Genomic DNA, 19,863 nt, shown 5'->3' with positions numbered 1-19,863 from the left:
CGCTTGCATTCACAGGAGGCCTGCATGAGCCAGAGAGGGTTAGAAGCGCTACTCCGTCCGAAATCCATTGCCGTTATTGGCGCCTCGATGAAACCGGACCGCGCAGGGTATCTGATGATGCGTAACCTGCTGGCTGGCGGGTTTAACGGCCCGGTAATGCCTGTTACGCCCGCTTATAAAGCGGTACAGGGGGTGCTGGCGTGGCCGGATGTGCAGCATTTGCCGTTTGTTCCCGACCTCGCCGTGCTCTGTACGCATGCGAAACGAAACCTCGAGCTGCTTGAGTCCCTCGGCCAGAAAGGCTGTAAAACCTGTATTATTCTTTCCTCGCCTCCTGAACAGCAGCCTGAACTGCTGGCCTGCGCCAGCCGCTACCAGATGCGCATTCTTGGTCCGAACAGCCTCGGCCTGCTTGCGCCCTGGCAAGGGCTGAATGCCAGTTTTTCCCCGGTTCCGATCCGCAAAGGCAAACTGGCCTTTATTTCACAGTCGGCTGCGGTATCCAATACCATCCTCGACTGGGCGCAACAGCGTGAGATGGGTTTTTCCTATTTCATCGCCCTGGGCGACAGCCTGGACATTGAGGTCGATGAGCTGCTGGATTTCCTGGCGCGTGACAGCAAAACCAGCGCTATCCTGCTCTACCTTGAACACCTGAGCGACGCCCGTCGTTTTGTGTCGGCGTCGCGTAGCGCATCGCGTAATAAACCGATTCTGGTCATCAAAAGCGGGCGCAGCCCCGCGGCTCAGCGCCTGCTGCATTCCCGTTCCGGGATGGATCCCGCATGGGATGCAGCGATCCAGCGCGCCGGTTTACTGCGGGTACAGGACACACACGAGCTTTTTTCTGCCGTCGAAACATTAAGCCACATGCGCCCCCTGCGCGGTGAAAAGCTGATGATTGTCAGCAACGGTGCCGCTCCCGCCGCCCTGGCGCTGGACGAACTCTGGCTACGCAACGGCAAGCTGGCAACGCTGGGTGAAGAGACGCTCAAGCGCCTGCGGGACGCGTTACCGGGAAGCGTTGTTCCCGATAATCCCCTCGATTTGCGCGATGATGCCAGCAGCGATCGTTACATTAAAGCGATCACGATTTTACTGGATAGCCAGGACTTTGATGCGCTGATGGTTATCCATTCGCCCAGCGCGGTTGCGCCAGGCAGCGAAAGTGCGCGGGCGCTGATTGAGGCTGTCCGAAACCATCCGCGCGGCAAATACGTCACCTTGTTGACCAACTGGTGCGGCGAGTTCTCCTCGCAGGAGGCACGGCGTCTGTTTAGTGAAGCCGGGTTGCCAACCTACCGTACCCCGGAGGGCACGATTACCGCCTTTATGCATATGGTGGAATACCGCCGTAACCAGAAGCAGCTGCGTGAAACGCCTGCCCTGCCGGGCAATCTCACCGCAAATTCAGTGGACGTGCACAGGCTTTTGCAGCAGGCCATCGAAGAGGGCGCCACTTCTCTTGATACACATGAGGTACAACCCATTCTTGGCAGCTATGGGATGCAAACCCTGCCCACCTGGATTGCCGGCGACAGCGCGGAAGCGGTACATATCGCTGAGCAGATTGGCTACCCGGTCGCGCTGAAACTGCGCTCTCCCGATATTCCGCACAAATCGGATGTTCAGGGCGTCATGCTGTATCTGCGCACCGCGACAGAAGTGCAACAGGCCGCAGATGCCATTATCGATCGCGTTAAAATGACGTGGCCACAGGCCCGGATCCACGGTCTGCTGGTGCAGAGCATGGCTAACCGTGCGGGCGCGCAGGAGCTGCGCGTAGTTGTCGAACATGATCCGGTTTTTGGTCCGCTCATTATGCTGGGTGAAGGCGGCGTTGAATGGCGGCCAGAAGAACAGGCGGTTGTCGCGCTTCCCCCTTTAAACATGAACCTGGCGCGTTATTTGATTATTCAGGCCATCAAAAGTAAAAAAATTCGCGGGAGAAGCGCTCTGAGGCCGCTTGATATCGCCGGGTTAAGCCAGTTCCTGGTGAAGGTCTCCAACCTCATCGTTGACTGCGCGGAGATCCAGCGCCTGGATATCCACCCCCTCCTTGCCTCCGGAAATGAATTTACCGCGCTGGACGTGACGCTGGATATTGCGCCCTTTGTCGGTGACCGGGAAAGCCGTCTCGCCATTCGTCCTTATCCTCTTCATCTGGAAGAGTGGGTGGAGATGAAAAATGGGGAGCGGGCGCTGTTTCGCCCTATCCTGCCGGAAGACGAGCCGCTGCTGCGGGCGTTCATCTCGCAGGTGACGAAGGAAGATTTGTACTATCGCTATTTCAGCGAAATCAATGAATTTACCCACGACGATTTAGCCAATATGACCCAGATCGACTACGATCGAGAAATGGCGATTGTGGCGGTCCGCCGTGCCGGAGAGGGCGAGGAGATCCTCGGCGTGACGCGTGCCATTTCCGACCCGGATAACGTGGATGCGGAGTTTGCCGTACTGGTGCGTTCCGATCTTAAGGGTTTGGGGTTGGGCAGACGGCTGCTCGAAAAACTCATTGGTTATACGCGGGATCACGGATTGTCACGCCTGAATGGCATTACTATGCCAAACAATCGGGGTATGGTGACCCTGGCGCGGAAGCTCGGTTTTGACGTAGATATCCAGCTGGATGAAGGCATTGTCTCCCTGTCCCTCAGCCTGACATCAACGGAGAAACAAGAGTAAGCTGCTGGAAATGTTACCCACTTTTCCCGGCACTGGGGTATCATTGTCCGCTTATGTTGTTTGCCTGGTACAGACAACCCTTCAATGAACAGAGAAGAAACGCACTGTGATGTTGTCAAAATTTAAGCGTAACAAACATCAACAACACCTTGCTCAACTACCGAAGATTTCTCAGTCAGTTGATGATGTAGAGTTCTTTTATGCTCCCGCTCATTTCCGGGAGACGCTTCTGGAAAAGATTGCCAGCGCGACGCGACGTATTTGCATCGTGGCGCTTTATCTTGAACAAGATGAAGGTGGGCGTGCGATCCTGAACGCGCTCTATGAAGCGAAACGTCAGCGTCCGGAACTGGATGTTCGCGTGCTGGTTGACTGGCACCGTGCTCAGCGTGGCCGTATTGGTGCGGCTGCCTCGAATACCAATGCTGACTGGTATTGCCGCACGGCCCAGGAAAATCCGGGTATTGATATTCCGGTTTATGGCGTACCTGTGAATACCCGTGAAGCGCTTGGCGTTCTTCATTTTAAAGGATTTATCATTGATGACAGCGTCCTTTATAGCGGCGCCAGCCTGAATGATGTTTATCTCCATCAGCTCGATAAATACCGTTACGATCGCTACCATCTGATCCGTAATCCGCAGATGGCCGACATCATGTTCAACTGGGTTGATAAAAACCTGGTACATGGCCGGGGTGTGCACCGTCTTGACGATCCTCATCGCCCGAAAAGCCCGGAAATCAAAAACGACGTTCGCTCCTTCCGCCAGGAACTGCGCGATGCGGTTTATCGTTTTCAGGGTGATGCCAACAATGAAGAGTTGTCCGTTACGCCTCTGGTAGGTCTGGGTAAATCGAGCCTCCTGAACAAGACAATCTTCCATTTGATGCCGTGCGCAGAGCATAAGCTCACCATCTGCACCCCATATTTTAACCTTCCCGCCGTCCTGGTGCGTAATATCATTCAGCTGCTGCGTGATGGTAAAAAGGTGGAAATCATTGTCGGAGATAAAACGGCAAACGACTTTTTCATTCCGGAAGATCAGCCTTTCAAGATCATCGGCGCACTGCCTTATCTCTATGAGATTAACCTGCGTCGCTTCCTGAGCCGTTTACAGTACTATGTGAACACTGACCAGCTGGTGGTGCGTCTCTGGAAAGATGAAGACAACAGCTATCACCTCAAAGGGATGTGGGTGGATGATGAGTGGATGCTGCTGACCGGTAATAACCTGAACCCACGCGCCTGGCGCCTGGATTTAGAAAACGCCATTCTTATTCACGATCCTCAGCATGCATTAGCTGCGAAACGCGATCGTGAACTGGAGCTGATACGCACCCATACTACCGTGGTTCGTCATTATCGCGATCTGCAAAGCATCGCTGACTATCCGGTGAAAGTCCGCAAGCTGATTCGCCGTCTACGCCGGATCCGTATCGATCGCCTCATCAGCCGCATTCTGTAATACACGGCCCTGTCATTGACGGGGCTTTTTTATGGAGCCTGTAAATGCGTACGCCTTTCCTGGTAATCCCTCTTTTCCTGACCGGTTGCAGTCATATGGCAAATGATAACTGGTCCGGTCAGGATAAAGCTCAACACTTTCTCGCATCTGCAATGTTGTCCGCTGCGGGTAATGAATATGCGCTGCATCAGGGGTATAGCCGGGATCGAAGTGCCACAATCGGCCTGATGTTCTCCCTCAGCCTGGGAGCATCAAAAGAACTTTGGGATAGCCGCCCCTCAGGAAGCGGCTGGAGCTGGAAAGATTTTGCCTGGGACGTAGCCGGAGCAACAACCGGCTACGCTGTCTGGCAGATGGCGCATTATTAAAGACGAATACCTTTTCCTTTGCGATGCAGCATCAGCGAGACAATGAACGCCAGCGCGCCCATAACGGTGACATACCAGAAGAAGGTCGTTTCACTCCCCCATGACTTAAGCGATAGCGCGACATACTCTGCCGAACCACCGAACAGGGCGTTAGCGACCGCATAAGAGAGACCTACGCCCAGCGCCCTCACCTGTGCGGGAAACATTTCCGCTTTCAAAATGCCACTGATTGCCGTGTAAAAGCTGATAATAATGAGCGCCACCATGATCAAAGCAAAAGCGGCATACGGAGAGGTTGTATGCTGTAGCGCGGTCAAAAGCGGAACGGTACCCAGGGTGAGCATGCCGCCAAAGATCAGCATGGAAGTGCGGCGACCTATTTTGTCCGACAGTGCGCCGACGATCGGCTGGATGAGCATAAAGACCAGTAACGCTACCGTCATGACGACACTCGCAACGTTAGCATGCATGCCCGTGGTATTGACCAGATATTTTTGCATATAGGTGGTGAAGGTATAGAAGCTTAGTGAGCCTGCGGCGGTAAAGCCTAATACCATCAAAAATGCTTTGCGGTTTCGCCACAGTCCTTTCATCGAACCGGCTTCTTTCAACGCCCTGACCTCCTGTTGGGAGGTTTCATCAAGCTGACGGCGTAACCACAGCGCCACAACCGCCAGGGCTGCCCCCATGGCAAACGGGATGCGCCAGCCCCAGGCGCGTAAATCTTCATCGCTAAGGATCTGTTGAAGTATCACCACAACCAGTAACGCCAGCAGTTGCCCACCAATGAGCGTCACATACTGGAATGATGCATAGAAACCTTTGCGCCCTTCAACAGCCACTTCGCTCATGTATGTCGCACTGGTGCCGTATTCGCCGCCTACTGACAGCCCCTGGAAAAGACGTGCCAGCAGCAACAACGCGGGTGCCCATGTTCCGATAGTGTCATATCCGGGCAGGCAGGCAATCACCAGCGAGCCGACGCACATCATGCAAACGGAGATGAGCATGGATGTCTTACGTCCTTTCCTGTCCGCAATCCTGCCGAACAGCCATCCGCCAATGGGACGCATCAGGAACCCGGCGGCAAAAACGCCTGCGGTTTGCAGAAGCTGAGTTGTGGTGTTCCCTGACGGGAAAAAGATATGCGCAAAGTAGAGTGAACAGAATGAATAGACGTAAAAATCAAACCACTCTACAAGGTTCCCCGATGAAGCCCCAACGATTGCCCAAACCCGACGGCGAGTATCCTTGCCTGCTAAACTGGTATTATCCGTATCTGCACTGGCTACGGTTTCTGTCATTTTAAAATCCCCTGTCTCACATTGCGGGCCATTGCCCACAACCAGTAAAACCGGATTTAAAACGAATCGTTAGGTAAATAAAATGTTTCCAAGATGTTTCATTAAATTTTGTGAACTCGATCAGGTATCAAATTATTAGCGGACGTAGTAACTATCCCCACGCTTGCTGGTGCGCCTTTTTTCGCTGCAAATAATCTTCATCAGCACGAATTTTATCCCACCACGTTTTGAATACCGCAGCGGCTTCTGCTTTCACTGGATCGTGATCGAGGGGTTTGACCTGGCGCTTCTCATCATACTTTTTTCCGCCTTTATGATTGGCGTATCGCCGGGCACGAGTGTATCCCATCTGTATGAATTTACGCGCCATATCCATACCTACAAAATCGTTATTCCTGCGGTACTCTTCAAAGAGGGCGTAGATCTCTTCTGCCGAACGCGCTGCGACTTCAGCATTTTTATAACGCCAGTGCGGCAGGATTTCGCTTTTATAAGGCTCGACCATCAATACGCCCTGCTCACCCCGGCCAACCTGGTACCGTTCGGGATGTTCGCGAAAATTTATATTGGCAAAATCTTGTTGATAATCAAAAGGACGAGTCAAAGCGGCACCATTGTTAAAATTGTTTTAACAATTGTAGGCCGGATAAGGGGAAGCCGCTATCCGGCATGTTTTGCGCGCACAAAGCAAAAAACCCCGCACCTTTCGGTACGGGGTTCTTCTAATTGATGCCTGGCAGTTCCCTACTCTCACATGGGGAGACCCCACACTACCATCGGCGCTACGGCGTTTCACTTCTGAGTTCGGCATGGGGTCAGGTGGGACCACCGCGCTAAAGCCGCCAGGCAAATTCCTGTGCTCTGTCCTGTGTCTTTCGCACTGATACTGCGTTGGCTGCTCTCGTAAAGTCAGTCACATACCTCAGTATGCTCCTTCCTTTCCTTCGTCTGCCGCCTTGTCTCAGCGCAAAATCCTTCGGACTCTGAATCTAAGCTGAAAATCTGTCTCTTCGCCAAAACATCTTCGGCGTTGTAAGGTTAAGCCTCACGGTTCATTAGTATCGGTTAGCTCAACGCATCGCTGCGCTTACACACCCGACCTATCAACGTCATCGTCTTTAACGTTCCTTCAGGAGACTTAAAGTCTCAGGGAGAACTCATCTCGGGGCAAGTTTCGTGCTTAGATGCTTTCAGCACTTATCTCTTCCGCATTTAGCTACCGGGCAGTGCCATTGGCATGACAACCCGAACACCAGTGATGCGTCCACTCCGGTCCTCTCGTACTAGGAGCAGCCCCCCTCAATTCTCCAGCGCCCACGGCAGATAGGGACCGAACTGTCTCACGACGTTCTAAACCCAGCTCGCGTACCACTTTAAATGGCGAACAGCCATACCCTTGGGACCTACTTCAGCCCCAGGATGTGATGAGCCGACATCGAGGTGCCAAACACCGCCGTCGATATGAACTCTTGGGCGGTATCAGCCTGTTATCCCCGGAGTACCTTTTATCCGTTGAGCGATGGCCCTTCCATTCAGAACCACCGGATCACTATGACCTGCTTTCGCACCTGCTCGCGCCGTCACGCTCGCAGTCAAGCTGGCTTATGCCATTGCACTAACCTCCTGATGTCCGACCAGGATTAGCCAACCTTCGTGCTCCTCCGTTACTCTTTGGGAGGAGACCGCCCCAGTCAAACTACCCACCAGACACTGTCCGCAACCCGGATCACGGGTCTACGTTAGAACACCAGCCATTAAAGGGTGGTATTTCAAGGGCGGCTCCACGCAGACTGGCGTCCACGCTTCAAAGCCTCCCACCTATCCTACACATCAAGGACCAGTGTTCAGTGTCAAGCTATAGTAAAGGTTCACGGGGTCTTTCCGTCTTGCCGCGGGTACACTGCATCTTCACAGCGAGTTCAATTTCACTGAGTCTCGGGTGGAGACAGCCTGGCCATCATTACGCCATTCGTGCAGGTCGGAACTTACCCGACAAGGAATTTCGCTACCTTAGGACCGTTATAGTTACGGCCGCCGTTTACCGGGGCTTCGATCAAGAGCTTCGCGTTGCCGCTAACCCCATCAATTAACCTTCCGGCACCGGGCAGGCGTCACACCGTATACGTCCACTTTCGTGTTTGCACAGTGCTGTGTTTTTAATAAACAGTTGCAGCCAGCTGGTATCTTCGACTGATTTCAGCTCCGCCCGCAGGGGCTTCACCTACATATCAGCGTGCCTTCTCCCGAAGTTACGGCACCATTTTGCCTAGTTCCTTCACCCGAGTTCTCTCAAGCGCCTTGGTATTCTCTACCTGACCACCTGTGTCGGTTTGGGGTACGATTTCGTGTTACCTGATGCTTAGAGGCTTTTCCTGGAAGCAGGGCATTTATCACTTCAGCACCGTAGTGCCTCGTCATCACACCTCAGCGTTAACAAGGTACCGGATTTACCTGGAACCTCCGCCTACATGCTTAAACCGGGACAACCGTCGCCCGGCTGACATAGCCTTCTCCGTCCCCCCTTCGCAGTAACACCAAGTACAGGAATATTAACCTGTTTCCCATCGACTACGCCTTTCGGCCTCGCCTTAGGGGTCGACTCACCCTGCCCCGATTAACGTTGGACAGGAACCCTTGGTCTTCCGGCGAGCGGGCTTTTCACCCGCTTTATCGTTACTTATGTCAGCATTCGCACTTCTGATACCTCCAGCAACCCTCACAGGCCACCTTCAACGGCTTACAGAACGCTCCCCTACCCAACAACGCATAAGCGTCGCTGCCGCAGCTTCGGTGCATGGTTTAGCCCCGTTACATCTTCCGCGCAGGCCGACTCGACCAGTGAGCTATTACGCTTTCTTTAAATGATGGCTGCTTCTAAGCCAACATCCTGGCTGTCTGTGCCTTCCCACATCGTTTCCCACTTAACCATGACTTTGGGACCTTAGCTGGCGGTCTGGGTTGTTTCCCTCTTCACGACGGACGTTAGCACCCGCCGTGTGTCTCCCGTGATAACATTCTTCGGTATTCGTAGTTTGCATCGGGTTGGTAAGCCGGGATGGCCCCCTAGCCGAAACAGTGCTCTACCCCCGAAGATGAGTTCACGAGGCGCTACCTAAATAGCTTTCGGGGAGAACCAGCTATCTCCCGGTTTGATTGGCCTTTCACCCCCAGCCACAGGTCATCCGCTAATTTTTCAACATTAGTCGGTTCGGTCCTCCAGTTAGTGTTACCCAACCTTCAACCTGCCCATGGCTAGATCACCGGGTTTCGGGTCTATACCCTGCAACTTAACGCCCAGTTAAGACTCGGTTTCCCTTCGGCTCCCCTATACGGTTAACCTTGCTACAGAATATAAGTCGCTGACCCATTATACAAAAGGTACGCAGTCACCCCATAAAGAGGCTCCCACTGCTTGTACGTACACGGTTTCAGGTTCTTTTTCACTCCCCTCGCCGGGGTTCTTTTCGCCTTTCCCTCACGGTACTGGTTCACTATCGGTCAGTCAGGAGTATTTAGCCTTGGAGGATGGTCCCCCCATATTCAGACAGGATACCACGTGTCCCGCCCTACTCTTCGAGTTCACAGCATGTGCATTTTCGTGTACGGGACTATCACCCTGTACCGTCGGACTTTCCAGACCGTTCCACTAACACACACGCTGATTCAGACTCCGGGCTGCTCCCCGTTCGCTCGCCGCTACTGGGGGAATCTCGGTTGATTTCTTTTCCTCGGGGTACTTAGATGTTTCAGTTCCCCCGGTTCGCCTCGTTAACCTATGTATTCAGTTAACGATAGTGTGACGAATCACACTGGGTTTCCCCATTCGGACATCGCCGGGTCAAAGGTTCATATCACCTCGCCGGCGCTTTTCGCAGATTAGCACGTCCTTCATCGCCTCTGACTGCCAGGGCATCCACCGTGTACGCTTAGTCGCTTAACCTCACAACCCGAAGATGTTTCACTTCTGATTGCGAAAATTTGAGAGACTCGAACACACATGAGCTGTGTGTCGTTTCAATTTTCAGCTTGATCCAGATTTTTAAAGAGCAAAACTTCGCAGTGCACCTTTTCAGGTTCACTCTGAAGTTTTCTTGTGTTCGCAGTAAAAGATGGTGGAGCTATGCGGGATCGAACCGCAGACCTCCTGCGTGCAAGGCAGGCGCTCTCCCAGCTGAGCTATAGCCCCATCGTAGTCACCTCTGTACCGGTAATTCTTCCTGAGACAAGGCGTGGAATAACGAAGCATACTTCAGTATGTGAGTTATTTCGCAACGCAGTATTCAGGGAGAATTTGGTAGGCCTGAGTGGACTTGAACCACCGACCTCACCCTTATCAGGGGTGCGCTCTAACCACCTGAGCTACAAGCCTGTAGAGGTTTTTTACTGCTGTTTTTCATCAGACAATCTGTGTGAGCACTGCAAAGGCAGGTTCTTTAAGGTAAGGAGGTGATCCAACCGCAGGTTCCCCTACGGTTACCTTGTTACGACTTCACCCCAGTCATGAATCACAAAGTGGTAAGCGCCCTCCCGAAGGTTAAGCTACCTACTTCTTTTGCAACCCACTCCCATGGTGTGACGGGCGGTGTGTACAAGGCCCGGGAACGTATTCACCGTGGCATTCTGATCCACGATTACTAGCGATTCCGACTTCATGGAGTCGAGTTGCAGACTCCAATCCGGACTACGACGCACTTTATGAGGTCCGCTTGCTCTCGCGAGGTCGCTTCTCTTTGTATGCGCCATTGTAGCACGTGTGTAGCCCTACTCGTAAGGGCCATGATGACTTGACGTCATCCCCACCTTCCTCCAGTTTATCACTGGCAGTCTCCTTTGAGTTCCCGACCGAATCGCTGGCAACAAAGGATAAGGGTTGCGCTCGTTGCGGGACTTAACCCAACATTTCACAACACGAGCTGACGACAGCCATGCAGCACCTGTCTCAGAGTTCCCGAAGGCACCAAAGCATCTCTGCTAAGTTCTCTGGATGTCAAGAGTAGGTAAGGTTCTTCGCGTTGCATCGAATTAAACCACATGCTCCACCGCTTGTGCGGGCCCCCGTCAATTCATTTGAGTTTTAACCTTGCGGCCGTACTCCCCAGGCGGTCGACTTAACGCGTTAGCTCCGGAAGCCACGCCTCAAGGGCACAACCTCCAAGTCGACATCGTTTACGGCGTGGACTACCAGGGTATCTAATCCTGTTTGCTCCCCACGCTTTCGCACCTGAGCGTCAGTCTTTGTCCAGGGGGCCGCCTTCGCCACCGGTATTCCTCCAGATCTCTACGCATTTCACCGCTACACCTGGAATTCTACCCCCCTCTACAAGACTCTAGCCTGCCAGTTTCGAATGCAGTTCCCAGGTTGAGCCCGGGGATTTCACATCCGACTTGACAGACCGCCTGCGTGCGCTTTACGCCCAGTAATTCCGATTAACGCTTGCACCCTCCGTATTACCGCGGCTGCTGGCACGGAGTTAGCCGGTGCTTCTTCTGCGGGTAACGTCAATCGACAAGGTTATTAACCTTATCGCCTTCCTCCCCGCTGAAAGTACTTTACAACCCGAAGGCCTTCTTCATACACGCGGCATGGCTGCATCAGGCTTGCGCCCATTGTGCAATATTCCCCACTGCTGCCTCCCGTAGGAGTCTGGACCGTGTCTCAGTTCCAGTGTGGCTGGTCATCCTCTCAGACCAGCTAGGGATCGTCGCCTAGGTGAGCCGTTACCCCACCTACTAGCTAATCCCATCTGGGCACATCCGATGGCAAGAGGCCCGAAGGTCCCCCTCTTTGGTCTTGCGACGTTATGCGGTATTAGCTACCGTTTCCAGTAGTTATCCCCCTCCATCAGGCAGTTTCCCAGACATTACTCACCCGTCCGCCACTCGTCAGCAAAGCAGCAAGCTGCTTCCTGTTACCGTTCGACTTGCATGTGTTAGGCCTGCCGCCAGCGTTCAATCTGAGCCATGATCAAACTCTTCAATTTAAAAGTTTGATGCTCAATGAATTAAACTTCGTAATGAATTACGTGTTCACTCGTTGAGACTTGGTATTCATTTAGTGTCCGAGGACATTTAAGAATCCATGTCACTTTGAGTGCCCACACAGATTGTCTGATAAATTGTTAAAGAGCAGTGCCGCTTCGTTTTCGCTGCGGCGCGGGGTGTGCATATTACGCTTTCCCGCTTCAGAGTCAAGCGTTTATTTTGCTTTTCTCTGCTGACCCGGCGGCTTGCGTGCCGTTGTTCCGTGTCAGTGGAGGCGCATTATAGGGAGTTCTTCTGAAGTGACAAGCACTAAATACAAAAAACTTTTTGTTCGCTCACTTTTCAAACTCAACGCTTATTTAACCCGCGAATCGTCCGTTAAACGCGCAATTTCACGGGCAAAACTGGCGACCTGAGCCCAGTCGGTATAAACCACCTCTTTACGCGTATCCGTTTCGCCGCCCGTCATCTTCATGATCAGGCGGATCATAAAGCGGTCATACCAGCGGTAACGCGGGTAACGCAGCGCGCCAGCAAAGACAGAACAGATATCGGGCTGCCATGGCGAACTTAGCAAAAACTTGCGCGTATAGCTGTTGGTCTGCGGGGTACGCTTCTCCGCTTTACGGGCAACCAGGTTGACCGAGTAAAACGCGCCAGGCAGCTTAGCGAGCTCCGCCGTATGCTTTTTCACAAAGCGATCAAGCGCAGGATGGAAATGGCCATAACGAATCGACGCGCCAATCACCACGCGGTCGTAATCCTGCCAGGCAATCTGCTCTGTGCGATTCAGGTTCACCACATCAGAATAAATGCCCAGCTCTGTGAGTTCAGAAGCCAGATATGAAGCAATCTCACGCGTTTGCCCGTCACGCGTTGAGAAAAGAATTAACGTTTTCACCAATGTCTCCTTACTCACGCCAGAATGTTGGGGTAAACAGCACCAGCAACGTAAAGACCTCAAGACGCCCAAACAACATATTGGCGATTAAGATCCACTTCGCCACCGGGTTCATACTGGCAAAGTTATCCGCCACGACGCCCAGCCCCGGTCCCAGGTTGTTTAACGTTGCCACCACAGAGGCGAAGGCAGAGAAATCATCCACGCCCGTGGCGATAATCGCCAGCATACTGACAATAAAAACCAGCGCATAAGCGGAGAAGAATCCCCATACCGCTTCGAGGATACGTTCCGGCAGCGCACGGTTCCCCAGCTTGATACTGTAAACCGCATTCGGGTGGACCAGACGTTTCAACTCACGGTTCCCTTGCTTGAACAGCAGCAGAATACGAATAACCTTCAGCCCCCCGCCCGTCGACCCGGCGCACCCGCCGATAAACGCAGAGCACAACAGCAGCACCGGCAGGAACAGCGGCCAACGCGCAATACTGTCCGTGGTAAAACCGGCGGTTGTCGCCATCGATACCACCTGGAAGAAGGCCTGGTTCAGGGTCGTGACCGCCGAGTTATAGACGTCATGGAACCACAGGACCAGGGTGCAGATAACCACCAGGGTCAGCTGGACACCAATAAACATCCGGAATTCCGGGTCGCGCCAGTACACCTTCAGGCTACGTCCGCTAAGCAACGAGAAGTGTAGACCGTAGTTACAACCTGAGATCAGCAGGAAGATGGCAATGATGGTATTGATTGTCGGGCTGTCGAAGTAACCAACGCTGGCATCGTGGGTGGAGAACCCGCCGATAGCGATAGTCGCAAAGCTGTGTCCGATAGCATCAAACGCAGGCATCCCGGCAAACCACAGCGCCAGCGCGCAGGCCACCGTCAGCAGGACATAAATAAGCCACAGGGTTTTCGCCGTTTCCGCAATACGCGGGCGCATCTTGTTATCTTTCAACGGGCCGGGCATCTCTGCCCGGTAAAGCTGCATCCCCCCGACGCCCAGAATCGGCAGAATAGCCACCGCCAGGACGATGATCCCCATCCCGCCGAACCACTGGAGCATTTGCCGGTAAAAGAGAATCGCATGTGGGAGCGAATCCAGCCCTACAAGCGTGGTGGCCCCGGTGGTCGTTAATCCGGAGAACGATTCAAAAAACGCATCCGTGACGGTGAGATTCGGTTGTTCAGAGAAGATAAACGGCAGCGCACCCACGCTTCCCAGTACCGTCCAGAACAGGACCACAATCAGAAAACCCTCCCGGGATTTCAGTTCACCTTTCTCACGACGGTTTGGCCACCACAGCAGAGAGCCAATCGTCAGCGCGACAAAAAAGGTTTGCGTAAATGCACGCCCCGCACCGTCCCGGTAGATGAGCGCCACCAGTCCGGGAATGATCATCGTCCCGGAGAAAAGTATGACCAGCAATCCAACGATTCGGGTAATGGCACGAAAATGCATCTCTGCCGCTTCCTTAGGTATTCAATATTGTGAGGTTGGGGATTATTCTTCAATCGGCAGTAATTGCAATGAACCGCGACTAAAATCAGCGAGTTTTGCTGAAAAAGCAGCCAGTTCCGCCTGAGGAAGCGCCACGCGTAATTGCACCATTGCCTGATAATCACTGTGTGCGATGACACCGTTAAACTGTTTAAGCAGTGCTTCGATACCCGAAAGCTGGGCGTAATCGCATAACAAAGTATATTCGGTAAGTGGCGTTTTGCGGGTCGTTATCAGCTGATTAAGCGCCTGCTGGACACCACCACCGTAGGCTTTAACCAGACCTCCGGTGCCTAACAAAATGCCCCCGTAGTAGCGAACAACGACGGCGGTGATTTCACCCACGCCGCTGCCCATCAACTGGGAGAGCATGGGTTTACCGGCCGTGCCCGCCGGTTCACCGTCATCAGAAAACCCGAGCTGCTGTGAGTCGTCTGGCGGCCCTGCGACCCACGCCACGCAGTGGTGACGTGCGTCAGGATGCTGCGCGCGGACGGACTCGACGAACGCCTTCGCCGCCTCCACGCCGTCGGTATGCGCCAACAGCGTGATAAAGCGGCTTTTCTTGATTTCCTCAACAAAGGTGACCGGCTCAGCCGGTATCAGCCAGCTTTCCATCAGGCCAGCTTCAGATCTCGCGTCATGTTCTCGATGCTGTTTTCATGGATAACCACGTTATCCTCGATACGAATGCCGCCAAACGGCTTCAGCGCTTCAATTTTCTCCCAGTTGAAGTGCTTGCTGAATTGCCCTTCACGCCACGGCGCCAGCAGGGATTCAATAAAGTAGATGCCCGGCTCAATGGTTAATACCATACGCGGCGCCAGAACGCGGGTGCAGCGCAGATAAGGATATTTAGACGGTGCCGCCAGGTGCGTACCGGTATCATCCTGCATAAAGCCCGCAACGTCATGAACCTGTAGACCCAGCGGGTGGCCGATACCGTGCGGCATAAATGGCCCGGTCAGATCGTTCTCAACCATCGCTTCTTCGCTCATGTCTTTGACAATCTGGTGCTTACGCAGCAGTTTAGCGATACGCTGATGGAACTGAATGTGATAATCCACGTAGCTGGTTCCGGCCTTCATGGTGCCAATCAGCGCCAGCTGTTCATCGTTCACATCTTTAATTAATTGCGCAAAATCGGTATCTGCATTCGCCGCCCAGGTACGGGTCAGGTCTGCCGCGTAGCCGTTGTACTCTGCGCCTGCATCCAGCAGGAAGCTGCGCATCTCAGCCGGAACCTGATGATCCAGTTTGGTGTAGTGCAGAACCGAGGCATGTTCATTCAGCGCTACGATGTTGCTGTACGGCACATCGGTATCGCGGTGGCCGGTCGCCGTCAGGTAGGCCTGATTAATATCGAACTCGCTCATGCCGGACTGGAACGCTTCATGCGCCGCACGGTGACCATTCACCGCCGTTTTTTGCGCTTCACGCATGCAGTAAAGTTCATAGTCCGTCTTGTAGGCGCGATAGTAGTGCAGATAATCCAGTACGCCTTTCGGGTTGAGTTTATCTGCCGGAATATCCAGACCCAGCGCGCGCTCAGGAGCCGGACCAATGTAGCCGATGTTGCCGCGCGCCGCTGGCAGCTGGCTGCCAATGCCGTCCGCTTTTGGCAGCGCAATCACGTCAATTTCTTCGGTCCAGAATGAGGTCGGCAGCGGTTCCACGTTGTGCCAGTAATCGACCGGCAGGTAGAACCACAGTTTCGGCTTGTTCACGCCATCCACCAGCAGCCAGCAATTTGGAACCTGCGTGACAGGCACCCAGGCTTTAAACTGCGGGTTAACCTTGAAGGGATAAGCATGGTCATCAAGAAAAGTATTCATCAGCTCGCCGGAGTGGATCAGCAGGGCATCCAGCTTGAAGCGGGCCAGTACATCGCGGGTACGTTCCTGTAGGGTAACGATATGATTTTTATAAAGCGAAGCCAGTGAGTCCATCATTCTTCCTTTCGTTTTTTTGACCTCAAGTCATCGCATCTTAGCACACCTCACTCCGGCTGCGTGATTTCCACCGACCGTGATCAGCGCAGCAATTTCTTAATGACTAATTTGCATTTTATTAACATAAATTCCACACTCCGTTTCATCTGGTATGACCAGATCCAATTGCTGGATTCAGGAGACCGACATGCTCTACAAAGGCGACACCCTGTACGTAGACTGGCTGGAAGATGGCATTGCCGAACTGGTGTTCGATGCCCCCGGCTCAGTGAACAAGCTTGATACCGCGACGGTGGCCAGTCTTGGCCAGGCGCTGGATGTACTTGAAAAGCAATCAGATTTGAAAGGGCTGCTGCTGCGCTCCAACAAAGCGGCCTTTATCGTTGGCGCGGATATCACCGAATTCCTGTCGCTGTTCCTGGTACCCGAAGAACAGCTAAGCCAGTGGCTGCACTTCGCCAACAGCGTCTTTAATCGTCTGGAAGATCTGCCTGTTCCAACGATCTCTGCCGTAAATGGCTATGCGCTGGGCGGCGGCTGTGAGTGCGTACTCGCAACCGATTATCGTCTGGCGACGCCGGATCTGCGCATCGGCCTGCCGGAAACCAAACTGGGCATTATGCCGGGCTTTGGCGGCTCGGTGCGTATGCCACGTATGCTGGGTGCCGATAGCGCGCTGGAAATCATTGCCGCAGGTAAAGATGTGGGAGCTGACCAGGCGCAGAAAATTGGCCTGGTGGACGGCGTCGTCAAACCTGAGAAGCTTGTTGAAGGCGCCGTCGCCATTCTGCGTCAGGCGATTAACGGCGATCTCGACTGGAAAGCCAAACGTCAGCCGAAGCTGGAGCCGTTAAAGCTCAGCAAAATTGAAGCCACCATGAGCTTCACCATCGCCAAAGGCATGGTGATGCAGACGGCGGGTAAACACTACCCGGCGCCGATCACGGCGGTGAAAACCATTGAAGCGGCTGCCCGTCTGGGCCGTGATGAAGCCCTGAAGCTGGAAAACCAGAGCTTTGTTCCGCTGGCGCACACCAACGAAGCCCGCGCGCTGGTTGGTATCTTCCTCAACGATCAGTTCGTGAAGGGCAAAGCCAAACAGCTGACCAAAAGCGTTGAGACGCCAAAACACGCGGCGGTACTCGGCGCCGGTATCATGGGTGGCGGCATCGCTTACCAGTCGGCCTGGAAAGGCGTGCCGGTGGTGATGAAAGACATCAATGAGAAATCCCTGACGCTGGGCATGACCGAAGCGGCCAAGCTGCTGAATAAACAGCTTGAGCGCGGCAAAATTGACGGTCTGAAACTCTCCGGCGTGATCTCAACCATTCAGCCAGTGCTGGAGTACAGCGGTTTCGACCGTGTGGACGTGGTGGTTGAAGCAGTCGTTGAGAACCCGAAAGTGAAAAAAGCGGTGCTGGCCGAAACCGAAGACAAGGTGCGTCCGGAAACCGTGCTGGCCTCTAACACCTCCACCATTCCTATCAGCGAACTGGCGAGCGTACTGAAGCGCCCGGAAAACTTCTGCGGGATGCACTTCTTTAACCCGGTGCACCGCATGCCGCTGGTTGAAGTCATTCGCGGGGAAAAAACCTCCGACGAAACCATCGCCAAAGTGGTGGCGTGGGCGAGCAAGATGGGCAAAACACCGATCGTTGTTAACGACTGCCCGGGCTTCTTCGTTAACCGCGTGCTGTTCCCGTACTTCGCTGGTTTCAGCCAGCTGCTGCGCGACGGTGCAGACTTCCGCAAAATCGACAAAGTGATGGAAAAACAGTTCGGCTGGCCGATGGGCCCGGCGTATCTGCTGGACGTTGTCGGCATCGATACGGCCCATCACGCCCAGGCGGTGATGGCGGCGGGCTTCCCGCAGCGGATGCAGAAAGATTATCGCGACGCCATTGATGCGCTGTTCGACGCCAACCGCTTCGGGCAGAAAAACGGTCTGGGCTTCTGGCGCTATAAAGAAGACAGCAAAGGTAAACCGAAGAAAGAAGAAGATGCCGCGGTGGATGGCCTACTGGCCGACGTCAGTCAGCCGAAACGCGACTTCACCGACGATGAGATCATCGCCCGCATGATGATTCCAATGATAAACGAAGTGGTGCGCTGCCTCGAAGAGGGCATTATCGCCAGCCCGGCAGAAGCGGATATGGCGCTGGTGTACGGCCTGGGCTTCCCTCCGTTCCACGGCGGCGCGTTCCGCTGGCTGGATACGCTTGGCAGCGCCCGCTATCTCGATATGGCTCAGCAGTACCAGCACCTCGGCCCGCTTTATGAGGTGCCGGAAGGTCTGCGCAACAAAGCGCGCCATAACGAACCCTACTATCCCGCAGTTGAGCCAGCCCGTCCGGTTGGCGCGCTGAAAACGGCTTAAGGAGTCACAATGGAAAAGGTTGTCATTGTTGATGCGATTCGCACCCCAATGGGCCGTTCAAAAGGCGGCGCGTTCCGTAACGTGCGAGCGGAAGATCTCTCTGCGCACCTGATGCGTAGCCTGCTGGCACGTAACCCGGCGCTGGATCCCGCTGCGCTGGATGATATTTACTGGGGCTGCGTCCAGCAGACGCTGGAGCAGGGCTTCAACATCGCCCGTAACGCGTCCCTGCTGGCGGAGATCCCGCATTCGGTTCCGGCGGTCACCGTCAACCGCCTGTGCGGTTCGTCAATGCAGGCGCTGCACGACGCAGCCCGCATGATCATGACCGGCGATGCGCAGGCCTGCCTGGTGGGCGGCGTTGAGCACATGGGCCACGTGCCGATGAGCCACGGGGTCGATTTCCACCCGGGCATGAGCCGCAACGTGGCGAAAGCCGCCGGTATGATGGGCCTGACCGCCGAGATGCTCTCCCGTCTGCACGGCATCAGCCGTGAGATGCAGGATACCTTTGCCGCGCGTTCGCATGCCCGCGCCTGGGCCGCCACGCAGTCCGGTGCCTTTAAGAATGAGATCATCCCAACCGGTGGTCACGATGCAGACGGCGTACTGAAGCAGTTCAGCTACGACGAAGTTATCCGCCCGGAAACCACGGTCGAAGCGCTTTCTACCCTGCGTCCGGCATTCGATCCGGTCACCGGCACGGTAACGGCGGGCACCTCGTCTGCTCTGTCCGACGGTGCCGCCGCGATGCTGGTGATGAGCGAAAGCCGCGCCCGCGAATTAGGCCTGACGCCACGCGCCCGCGTGCGTTCGATGGCGGTCGTGGGCTGCGATCCTTCCATCATGGGTTACGGCCCGGTTCCGGCGTCAAAACTGGCGCTGAAAAAAGCGGGGCTGAGCGCCAGTGATATCGACCTGTTCGAGATGAACGAAGCCTTCGCCGCGCAGATCCTGCCGTGCATTAAAGATCTGGGACTGATGGATCAGATCGACGAGAAGATTAACCTCAACGGCGGCGCGATCGCCCTCGGTCACCCGCTGGGCTGCTCCGGGGCGCGTATCAGTACCACGCTGATTAACCTGATGGAACGCAAAGATGCCCAGTTCGGGCTGGCAACGATGTGTATCGGGTTGGGTCAGGGGATCGCGACGGTGTTTGAGAGGGTTTAAATTAATTGAGAGAGTGTAAATAAGGAAAAGTATCTCAAAGCCAATGACGTCAGAACAAGGCGGCAAGCGAGCGAATCCCGATGAGCTTACATGAGTAAGTGATTCGGGTGAACGAGCGCAGCCAACGCAGTTATGGCGCCATTGGCGAAGAG

At 54.4% G+C, this 19,863-nt stretch carries 11 protein-coding genes, 2 tRNA genes and 3 rRNA genes; 5 read left to right on the top strand and 11 right to left on the bottom strand.

Annotation, left to right across the window (positions count from 1 at the left end; translation table 11 throughout):
• The first annotated feature begins 24 nt into the window (after positions 1–24).
• The 3 genes from BH712_RS15785 to BH712_RS15775 all read left to right on the top strand — a co-directional run bounded on the left by BH712_RS15785 (position 25) and on the right by BH712_RS15775 (position 4,521).
• The gene (locus BH712_RS15785; RefSeq protein WP_006811619.1) at positions 25–2,688 is read left to right on the top strand and encodes a bifunctional acetate--CoA ligase family protein/GNAT family N-acetyltransferase; all 2,664 of its coding nucleotides are present in this window, start codon (positions 25–27) and stop codon (positions 2,686–2,688) included.
• A gap of 109 nt (positions 2,689–2,797) precedes the next feature.
• The gene (gene pssA, locus BH712_RS15780; RefSeq protein WP_006811620.1) at positions 2,798–4,153 is read left to right on the top strand and encodes a CDP-diacylglycerol--serine O-phosphatidyltransferase; all 1,356 of its coding nucleotides are present in this window, start codon (positions 2,798–2,800) and stop codon (positions 4,151–4,153) included.
• 44 nt (positions 4,154–4,197) lie between these two features.
• On the top strand, positions 4,198–4,521 hold the full coding sequence (locus tag BH712_RS15775; RefSeq protein WP_006811621.1) for a YfiM family lipoprotein: 324 nt from the start codon (positions 4,198–4,200) through the stop codon (positions 4,519–4,521).
• Here BH712_RS15775 and BH712_RS15770 read toward each other — a convergent pair.
• The 11 genes from BH712_RS15770 to pepQ all read right to left on the bottom strand — a co-directional run bounded on the left by BH712_RS15770 (position 4,518) and on the right by pepQ (position 16,158).
• Positions 4,518–5,825 (bottom strand): MFS transporter, encoded by a 1,308-nt coding sequence (locus BH712_RS15770; RefSeq protein ID WP_006811622.1) that lies wholly within the window; start codon positions 5,823–5,825, stop codon positions 4,518–4,520. The genes BH712_RS15775 and BH712_RS15770 overlap by 4 nt on opposite strands.
• A gap of 151 nt (positions 5,826–5,976) precedes the next feature.
• Positions 5,977–6,429 carry a DUF4385 domain-containing protein gene (locus BH712_RS15765; protein WP_006811623.1) on the bottom strand — a complete coding sequence of 151 codons (453 nt, stop codon included), beginning with the start codon at positions 6,427–6,429 and terminating at the stop codon, positions 5,977–5,979.
• A gap of 127 nt (positions 6,430–6,556) precedes the next feature.
• Positions 6,557–6,672 (bottom strand): 5S ribosomal RNA (gene rrf / locus BH712_RS15760).
• A 187-nt stretch (positions 6,673–6,859) separates the two neighbouring features.
• Positions 6,860–9,765: ribosomal RNA gene (locus BH712_RS15755) — 23S ribosomal RNA — on the bottom strand.
• 170 nt (positions 9,766–9,935) lie between these two features.
• A tRNA-Ala gene (locus tag BH712_RS15750) sits at positions 9,936–10,011 on the bottom strand.
• Positions 10,012–10,117: 106 nt separating this feature from the next.
• Positions 10,118–10,194, bottom strand: a tRNA-Ile gene (locus BH712_RS15745).
• 70 nt (positions 10,195–10,264) lie between these two features.
• Positions 10,265–11,806, bottom strand: a 16S ribosomal RNA gene (locus BH712_RS15740).
• Together the 16S, 23S and 5S rRNA genes with 2 tRNA genes alongside form the textbook arrangement of a ribosomal RNA operon.
• Before the next feature lie 356 nt (positions 11,807–12,162).
• Complete coding sequence (hemG, locus tag BH712_RS15735) at positions 12,163–12,708, bottom strand: menaquinone-dependent protoporphyrinogen IX dehydrogenase (RefSeq protein ID WP_032673450.1); 546 nt, start codon at positions 12,706–12,708, stop codon at positions 12,163–12,165.
• 10 nt (positions 12,709–12,718) lie between these two features.
• Positions 12,719–14,170 carry a Trk system potassium transporter TrkH gene (gene trkH / locus BH712_RS15730; RefSeq protein WP_006808591.1) on the bottom strand — a complete coding sequence of 484 codons (1,452 nt, stop codon included), beginning with the start codon at positions 14,168–14,170 and terminating at the stop codon, positions 12,719–12,721.
• Positions 14,171–14,212: 42 nt separating this feature from the next.
• Positions 14,213–14,827 (bottom strand): IMPACT family protein, encoded by a 615-nt coding sequence (locus BH712_RS15725; protein WP_006808592.1) that lies wholly within the window; start codon positions 14,825–14,827, stop codon positions 14,213–14,215.
• Positions 14,827–16,158 (bottom strand): Xaa-Pro dipeptidase, encoded by a 1,332-nt coding sequence (gene pepQ / locus BH712_RS15720; protein ID WP_032673451.1) that lies wholly within the window; start codon positions 16,156–16,158, stop codon positions 14,827–14,829. Before pepQ ends, BH712_RS15725 begins: the two co-directional genes overlap by 1 nt.
• 190 nt (positions 16,159–16,348) lie before the next feature.
• Here pepQ and fadB point away from each other — a divergent pair, with 190 nt between their 5' ends.
• Positions 16,349–18,538, top strand: coding sequence for a fatty acid oxidation complex subunit alpha FadB (gene fadB / locus BH712_RS15710; RefSeq protein WP_032673452.1), 2,190 nt, complete (start codon positions 16,349–16,351; stop codon positions 18,536–18,538).
• 9 nt (positions 18,539–18,547) lie between these two features.
• Entirely contained in the window at positions 18,548–19,711 is a 1,164-nt protein-coding gene (gene fadA / locus BH712_RS15705) for an acetyl-CoA C-acyltransferase FadA (protein ID WP_006808595.1), read from the top strand.
• The last annotated feature ends 152 nt before the right edge of the window (positions 19,712–19,863 follow it).

The organism is Enterobacter hormaechei ATCC 49162 (assembly GCF_001875655.1).
GTDB lineage: Bacteria > Pseudomonadota > Gammaproteobacteria > Enterobacterales > Enterobacteriaceae > Enterobacter > Enterobacter hormaechei.
The sequence above is the reverse complement of the archived record's forward strand: the minus strand, read 5'-3'. Positions and strand labels throughout refer to the sequence as shown.

What these genes read in the sequence shown, in the direction of transcription:
- pssA (WP_006811620.1), top strand. Translation starts at nt 2,798, where the DNA reads ATGTTGTCAAAATTTAAGCGTAACAAACATCAACAACACCTTGCTCAA.
- BH712_RS15770 (WP_006811622.1), bottom strand. Translation starts at nt 5,825, where the DNA reads ATGACAGAAACCGTAGCCAGTGCAGATACGGATAATACCAGTTTAGCA.
- BH712_RS15725 (WP_006808592.1), bottom strand. Translation starts at nt 14,827, where the DNA reads ATGGAAAGCTGGCTGATACCGGCTGAGCCGGTCACCTTTGTTGAGGAA.
- BH712_RS15785 (WP_006811619.1), top strand. Translation starts at nt 25, where the DNA reads ATGAGCCAGAGAGGGTTAGAAGCGCTACTCCGTCCGAAATCCATTGCC.
- BH712_RS15775 (WP_006811621.1), top strand. Translation starts at nt 4,198, where the DNA reads ATGCGTACGCCTTTCCTGGTAATCCCTCTTTTCCTGACCGGTTGCAGT.
- pepQ (WP_032673451.1), bottom strand. Translation starts at nt 16,158, where the DNA reads ATGGACTCACTGGCTTCGCTTTATAAAAATCATATCGTTACCCTACAG.
- fadA (WP_006808595.1), top strand. Translation starts at nt 18,548, where the DNA reads ATGGAAAAGGTTGTCATTGTTGATGCGATTCGCACCCCAATGGGCCGT.
- fadB (WP_032673452.1), top strand. Translation starts at nt 16,349, where the DNA reads ATGCTCTACAAAGGCGACACCCTGTACGTAGACTGGCTGGAAGATGGC.
- trkH (WP_006808591.1), bottom strand. Translation starts at nt 14,170, where the DNA reads ATGCATTTTCGTGCCATTACCCGAATCGTTGGATTGCTGGTCATACTT.